The 7,195-nt window shown below is 71.1% G+C and carries 6 protein-coding genes; 5 read left to right on the top strand and 1 reads right to left on the bottom strand.

What is annotated here, in order from left to right; translation table 11 throughout:
* Nucleotides 1-12: 12 nt before the first annotated feature.
* Complete coding sequence (locus GUY61_RS40740; protein WP_166633721.1) at nucleotides 13-618, bottom strand: TetR family transcriptional regulator; 606 nt, start codon at nucleotides 616-618, stop codon at nucleotides 13-15.
* A 65-nt stretch (nucleotides 619-683) separates the two neighbouring features.
* On the opposite strand from GUY61_RS40740, the gene GUY61_RS31745 reads away from it, so the two are divergent.
* From GUY61_RS31745 to cysC, 5 genes are all read left to right on the top strand, one after another.
* Complete coding sequence (locus tag GUY61_RS31745) at nucleotides 684-1,400, top strand: DUF2993 domain-containing protein (RefSeq protein ID WP_166633719.1); 717 nt, start codon at nucleotides 684-686, stop codon at nucleotides 1,398-1,400.
* A gap of 162 nt (nucleotides 1,401-1,562) precedes the next feature.
* Nucleotides 1,563-3,908 carry an MMPL family transporter gene (locus GUY61_RS31740; protein ID WP_166633717.1) on the top strand — a complete coding sequence of 782 codons (2,346 nt, stop codon included), beginning with the start codon at nucleotides 1,563-1,565 and terminating at the stop codon, nucleotides 3,906-3,908.
* 446 nt (nucleotides 3,909-4,354) lie between these two features.
* Nucleotides 4,355-5,443, top strand: coding sequence for a 3-oxoacyl-[acyl-carrier-protein] synthase III C-terminal domain-containing protein (locus tag GUY61_RS31735; protein WP_166633715.1), 1,089 nt, complete (start codon nucleotides 4,355-4,357; stop codon nucleotides 5,441-5,443).
* A gap of 47 nt (nucleotides 5,444-5,490) precedes the next feature.
* Nucleotides 5,491-6,603, top strand: a complete 1,113-nt coding sequence (locus GUY61_RS31730) for a sulfotransferase (protein ID WP_166633713.1) — start codon at nucleotides 5,491-5,493, stop codon at nucleotides 6,601-6,603.
* Nucleotides 6,600-7,175 (top strand): adenylyl-sulfate kinase, encoded by a 576-nt coding sequence (gene cysC / locus GUY61_RS31725; RefSeq protein WP_166633711.1) that lies wholly within the window; start codon nucleotides 6,600-6,602, stop codon nucleotides 7,173-7,175. Before GUY61_RS31730 ends, cysC begins: the two co-directional genes overlap by 4 nt.
* Nucleotides 7,176-7,195: the final 20 nt, after the last annotated feature.

Raw genomic sequence — 7,195 nt, 5'->3', positions numbered from 1 at the left:
GCCGCTGCCCGGTCACTCCTTGAGGTAGGCGAAAGCGGTGTGGAGGAGCGTGCGCGCCGTCTCGGTGGTCTGCTCCTCCTCGGGCAGCGCCGAGAACCGGGTCAGCGCGGCGCGCATCGCGCCGACGGCGGCGCGGGACAGCACGGCGGCGCGCAGGGCGATCTCGACGCGGGTGCCGGTGTCGTGCTTGGCGATGCGCTCGGCCAGTGCGTCGGCGAGCCCGTCCTCGAACTGGGCCAGCACCGGGCTGCGGCTGTGCCGGGCCGGGTCGTCGGCGAAGCGCCGCGGAGGCCCGCTGAACATCAGGGCGATCCGGCCCTGCGAGGTGGTGAGGGTGAGGACGGCCCGGAGTGCCGCCTCGTACGGCGGCTCGTCGTCGGGACGGCTGCGGACGAGGTCCTGCAGCGCCGGGATGAGGTCCAGGACCTCGCCGAGCACCAGGTCCTCCTTGGACGGGAAGTAGCGGAAGAAGGTCCGCTCGGTGACCCCGGCGGCGGTCGCGATGTCGCGGACGGTGGTCTGCTCGTACCCGTGTTCCTCGAAGAGGCGCCGGGCGGCGTCGTGCAGTGCCTTCCGGGTCGCCGCCTTGCGCAACTCGCGTCGTCCGACTGTCTCCATGGAGGGGAGTATCGCAGGCCGGAAAGGATCTGTCAGTCATGACACTTTGAGCTATGCTGTCAGTCATGACAGTTTTCAGAAGGCCACGCATGCCCCGCGGCGGGCGTCTTGTCATCTGCGCCGTGATGTGCGGAGTGCTGGCGGTCGGCGGTCTGACGGAGCTGGTCATGCGCCAACAGGCCGCGGGCCGGTTCAAGGACCGGATGAACGCGAGGCTCGGTACGAGTGTGGACGTCGCCTTCGGGAGGACACCCGTGGTGCTCCAGCTCGCCCGGGGTGCCTTCCCGCATGTCGAGGTGGAGGGCGACGACGCGACCTTCCGGCGCTTCACCGGCGTGGACTTCCACGCCGATCTGGAACACGTGGTGCGCTCCGGCGGAAGCCTCGCCGTCCACAGTTCGCAGGTCCGCGCCGAGATGTCGGCCGAGTCCCTGGCGGAGACGGTCACCTCGGCGACGGGCTTGGGAGCCCGGGGCGGTGGTGCGACGGTGACGCCCGATCCGGACAGCGAGGAGCTGGTGATCCGCACCGGCCCGGCCGGCCGGCTCTCCGTCGCCATGCGCCCCGAGCTCGACGGCGAGGGCATACGGCTGGAACGCACGGCCGTGCGGTTCGGTGAGCGCGAGGTTCCCGAGGGGCTGGCCGACCAGCTGCTTGCCCAGGCGCCCCGGGAACTCGACCTCTCCGGACTGCCGCTGGACCTCCAGCCCTCCCGGTTGACGGTCACGGAGCGGGGCCTGCGCCTGGATCTCCGCGGCCGGCAGGCCACCTTCGAGAACTGACCCCGCCAGGCCCCGCCGGCACCTGCCCGAATCCGTCCGCACACCCGAATCGGCCCGCAACCGACCTCGTCCGCACCCGAATTCGCCGGTGACCGGCCCGCCGGGAGCCGGCCGCGCCGCCCCGCCCGCGGCGTCCCGACCCACTGCGCAAGGAGCTTCACCGTGGCGACATGGCTCTACCGGATCGGCCGCGGCGCCTACCGCCGCCGATGGCTCGTCTCCGCAGCCTGGCTGGCCGTCCTCGTGGCCACCGCGTGCTGTCTGGCGGTCCTCGGCGGAAGGCTGGACAACGAGTTCACCATCCCCGGCTCGGAGTCCCAGCAGGCGCTGGACACCATGGCAGAGGACTTCCCGGCCGCCGCCGGCACGAGCGCCCAGATCGTCTTCACCGCACCCGAGGGCGAGAAGCTCACCGATCCCGCGCTCGCCGCCGCGATGGAACGGACGCTGGCCGGGGCGGCCGAGGCGCCGGACGTGGCCGCGGTCGTCCCGCCGCGGAAGGCGGGGACGGTCACCCCCGACGGACGCACGGCGCTGGCCCAGATCTCGTACGACGTCACCCGGTCGGAACTGGACGGGAACGCCCTCGACGAGCTCGAGCGGACCACCGCCCCCGCCGAGGAGGCGGGTCTGGACGTGGCCGTCGGCGGCCAGGCGTACGGCAACGGCGTGCTGACCGCGGGTGTGCTCGAACTCCTGGGCGTCGTCGTCGCCGTGGCCGTCCTCGCCCTCACCTTCGGCTCCCTGCTGGCGGCCGGGATGCCGCTGCTGACCGCGTTCACCGGTGTGGCCACCGGCCTGTTCGGTCTGCTGGCCGTCTCCTCCGGGCTGACGGTGTCCTCGACGGCGGTGAGCCTGGCGCTGATGCTCGGACTCGCCGTCGGCATCGACTACGCGCTGTTCATCGTCTCCCGGCACCGCGCCCAGCTGGCCACCGGGATGGACCCGCGGGAGTCGGCGGGCCGGGCGGCTGGCACGGCGGGGAGCGCCGTCGTCTTCGCGGGCACGACGGTCGTCATCGCGCTGGCCGGGCTCTGCGTCGTACGGATCCCGTTCCTGACCGTGATGGGTCTGAGCGCCGCCGCGACCGTGCTGATCGCCGTCCTGGTCGCCGTCACCCTGCTGCCGGCCCTGTTCGGCTTCGCGGGTGCCCGGCTCGCCCCGCGCCCGGGCTCCCGCGCCGCCCGCCGGGCCGCCGCCACGGACGAGACGCATCACGAGAGCGTGGAACGGGACACGGGTCAGGCGGGCGAGAGGGGCGTGACCGGCGGTACGGGCGGGACCCCCGAGGGCGCCCCGCACACCTTCGGGGAGCGCTGGGCGCGCGGCGTGACCCGGCGGCCGCTGCTTGCCATCCTCGCAGTGGCGGCGGTCCTCCTGACGGCCGCGCTCCCCGCGGCGGACCTGCGCCTCGCGCTGCCGGACAACGGCAGCGCGGCGCACGGGACTCCGCAGCGCGAGGCCTACGACAGGATCGAGGAGACCTTCGGACCCGGCTTCAACGGTCCGCTGCTGGTCCTCGCGGACACGGGTGAGACCGGCGCGGCGGGTCAGCAGGCGGCGGCAGCGGTCGCCAAGGAGCTGAAAGGGCTCCCCGGGACCGAGCGGGTGAGCGCTCCGCAGTACGACCCGGAGTCCGGCCGCGCGGTGATCCAGGTCGTCGCGGGGAGCGGTCCGCAGGACGAGGCGACGCAGTACCTCGTGGACGACATCCGCGAGCGGGCCGGCGCCATGGAGGAGGACACCGGCACCGAGGTCTCCGTGACAGGCACGACCGCCGTCGGCATCGACGTCTCGGACCGGCTCAGTGCCTCGTTGCTGCCCTTCGCCGCCGTCGTGGTCGGCCTCTGCCTGATTCTTCTGCTGCTGGTCTTCCGCTCCCTGGTGGTCCCGCTGAAGGCCACGGTGGGCTTTCTGCTCTCGGTCGCGGCCTCCTTCGGTGCAGTGGTCGCCGTCTTCCAGTGGGGCTGGCTGGCCGATGCCCTCGGCGTGGCGGCCACCGGGCCCGTCGTCAGCTTCCTGCCCATCGTCCTGATGGCCGTCCTCTTCGGCCTGGCGATGGACTACGAGGTCTTCCTGGTGTCCAGCATGCGCGAGGACTGGATCAGGACCGGCCGGGCGCGGCCTTCCGTGGTCACCGGGGCGCGGCACGCCTCCCGGGTGGTGACGGCCGCGGCGCTGATCATGTTCTTCGTCTTCGCGAGCTTTGTGAGCATGGAAGACGCGATCGTCAAACCCATCGCCTTCTCGCTGGCCTTCGGTGTCCTCGTGGACGCCTTCGCGGTCCGGATGACGCTGGTGCCGGCCGTGCTCGCCCTGGTCGGGCGCGGCGCCTGGTGGCTGCCGCCGTGGCTGGACCGGATGCTGCCCGATCTGGACATCGAGGGGGCGCGGCTGAGCCCGCCGCACGACCGGAAGCTCACGGAGCCAGGATCCGGTGACGAAGGCGCCGCCGTGTCCCCGGACTCCGCGGGGACGTCCGCCGGTTCGCCCGCCGGCGGAAAATAGCCCTCTGACGAAAAAGAGATCAGAAGTAATTCGGCCGACGGTCGAAAAGTCGTTCGCAGTGCAATTACTTCTGGCTCAAAACATTCCATCCGGCGTGAACGTGCGCAGAGTTCCGGCCTTTCTCTGGAAGGCCGGAATTTTTGCGTGTTCACGCCCGCATGTCCTTATTCACGATTAAGTAAAACCGAAGTGAACTGTTCGCGGAATTATTGATTCCATTCGATGGGTGGGATTTGATGTTCGAGAAGTGAGTCGGGATTCGACTCGCGGCGGGGCGGTCCGCCCGCTCTGTATGCGGACCCCTTGGTTCCTCGTGGCCCGACACGGGTCATTCCTCTTCAGGCCGGCTCTCCCTGCACGACGGCGTGCGGGAGCGGTCCCTTCAGTACGCGATTCCAATCTCCAGGTGGCTGAATTATGGCTGCCCGAAAGAAAAGGAAATACGGGTGTACCTCGAAGAAAAGCTCAACACCGCCCCCAGGGGCCTGCGTGCCGCGGCGCGTCCTGTCGTCACCGGTGCTTCCCACTCCCTCCCCGCCACCCGCACCAGCCAGGACGACCTGTGGCGCGAGTTCTTCCTCGAGCACTACAACGGAAAGCCGATCGCCCGGCGGATATTCGAGAACTCCGGGATCAGTTCACGCTCCACCGCCGTCGATCCCCGCACGGAGAAGGACGTCTCCGGCTGGAGCACGGGCCGGCGCATGGCCCGCTACATCGAAGAGGCACTGCCCCTGGGTAAGCGCACCGTCGCCGCGGCCCTGGAATCCGCCGGACTCGCACCCGAGGACGTCGGCCTGCTCGCTGTCACCTCCTGCACCGGCTACACCACCCCCGGCCTCGACCTGCGGCTCGCGGACGAGCTCGGCATGAGCAGCAAGGTGCAGCGGCTCTTCATCGGCCACATGGGCTGCTATGCCGCCGTCCCCTCCCTCGGCGCCGTCTCCGACTTCGTCGCCTCACGGGCCCGCCCGGCCGTGCTGCTCTGCCTCGAACTCACCTCGCTGCACGTCCAGCCCCCCACCGACGACATCGAACAGATCGTCGCGCACGCCCTGTTCGCCGACGCGGCCGCCGCGATCGTCATCGAACCCGACGCCACCGACGGCCACGAGGTGGTCGACGTCGTCGCCGTCACCGACCACAGCACCGCCGACCACATGAGCTGGGAGATCACCGACCTCGGCTTCAAGATGGGCCTGTCGCCCAAGGTCCCCGACGTGCTCGCGCAGCACGTCGGCGAGGTCATCCGCGACCAACTGCTCGCACCCCACGGCCTCACCCCCGAGGACGTCGGCGGCTGGGCCATCCACCCCGGCGGCAAGCGGATCGTCGAGGTGGTCGGCGAGCGCTTGGAGCTGCCCGCCGAGGCGCTGCGGCCCTCCTACGAGGTGCTCGACGAGTACGGCAACTGCTCCTCGCCGACCGTGCTGATGGTCCTCCAGCGGCTGCCGAGGACCGACCGGCCCGTCGTCGCCCTCGCCTTCGGCCCCGGCCTGACCCTCTACGCCGCCCTGCTGCGCCGGCCCGCCTGATCCCGGCCGACCCCGACGAAGCCCCGAGAAAGGAAGGTACGACCCCCATGAGTACCGCACCCGAGCAAGCACCGGCACCCCTGTTCGTCACCGGGACCGGCCGCTGCGGATCGACCCTCGTCTCCGGTCTGCTGCGTGAACACCCGCAGGTGCTGAGCCTGTCGGAGCTCTTCAACCACCTCACCGACATGTACCGGCTGACGGCCTCCGTGTTCCCCGAGGGCACCATCGGCGCAGCCCGGTTCTGGAAGATCCTCTCCGCCCGCAACGCCGTCAACGGGATCATGAGCCGCAACGGCATCTCCCCGCGCGAGATCCTCTACCCGGCCGACCGCGGCGCCCGCTACACAGCCGAGACCGGCGTCCCCGCCCTGCTGCTGACCACGCTGCCGCATCTGACCGACGACCCCGACGCGCTGTACGACGAGATCGCCGAGGCCGTCGCCGGCTTCCCCGACGCCGTCGTCGGCGACCACTACACTCGCCTGTTCGGCCTGCTCTGCGACCGCTTCGGCAAGCGGCTCTGGGCCGAGCGCAGCGGCGGCTCGCTCATCCTGACCGGCCAGTACGCCCAGCACTTCCCCGAGGCGCGGTTCCTGCACATCGTGCGCGACGGCCGGGACTGCGCCCTGTCCATGAGCCGGCACCGCGGCTTCCGGATGGCCGCCGTGGTCATGGCACTCGGCCTGACCCTCGGCCAGGACCCCTACGCCATGGAGGACCCGGGCTCCGCCGACCTGCGGTACGTGCCGGAGGACCTGCTGCCGTTCCTGCCCGACCGCTTCGACGCGCGGGCCTTCGAGGAGTACGAGGTCCCCGCCGCGCTGTTCGGGGCCTACTGGTCCGACGAGATGCGGCGCGGCATGGAGGCACTGTCCGTCCTGCCCGAGGACCGGGTCATGCACGTCTGGTACGAGGACATTCTCGACCACCCCGAGGAGTCCCTGGCACGCATCGCCGCCTTCCTCGGCCCGGAGTACGCCGACGACGCGTGGGTGCGGCGCAGCGCGGCCCTCGTCGGCCGGCCCGGCTCCGCCTGGCAGGCCCTGCCCGGGGCCGATCAGGCCGATCTCGACGAGGCGTGCAGGCCCGGTCTCTCCGTTCTCGCCGCGCACGGCGTCACCCGCCTGTCCGGCCGGCCCGTGGGGAGCCACGTATGAGCGGCGACGAAAACGTCACCCACCACAACCCCGCCCAGCACAAGGGCGCCACCATCTGGCTGACCGGACTGCCCAGTTCGGGCAAGACGACCCTGGCGCAGGCCCTCGCCAGCCGGCTCACCAGGGAGGGGCGGCGCGTCGAGGTCCTCGACGGCGACGAGATCCGCACCTTCCTGAGCGCAGGCCTCGGTTTCACCCGCGAGGACAGAGACACCAATGTGCGGCGCATCGGCCTGGTCGCCGAGGTGCTGGCACGCAACGGAATCCTCGTCCTGGTGCCGGTCATCGCCCCGTACGCCGACAGCCGCGAGGCGGTCCGCAAGCGCCACGAGGCCAGCGACACACCGTACTTGGAGGTCCATGTGGCCGCGCCGCTCCAGGTGTGCGCCGTCCGGGACGTCAAGGGCCTGTACGCCGGCCAGCGGGCCGGCCGCATCTCCGGGCTGACCGGCGTCGACGACCCGTACGAGCCGCCCGTTCACCCCGACGCCCGGGTCGACACGCACCTGCAGTCCGTCGCCGACTCGGCGCGGACCCTGCACCTGATGCTGGGGGAGCGTGGACTGCTGTGACGATGCTTCCCGACCCTGTC

Source organism: Streptomyces sp. GC420 (assembly GCF_009916105.1).
Taxonomy (GTDB): domain Bacteria; phylum Actinomycetota; class Actinomycetes; order Streptomycetales; family Streptomycetaceae; genus Streptomyces.
Note: the sequence above shows the minus strand (reverse complement) of the source record. Positions and strands in the feature narration are given on the sequence as shown.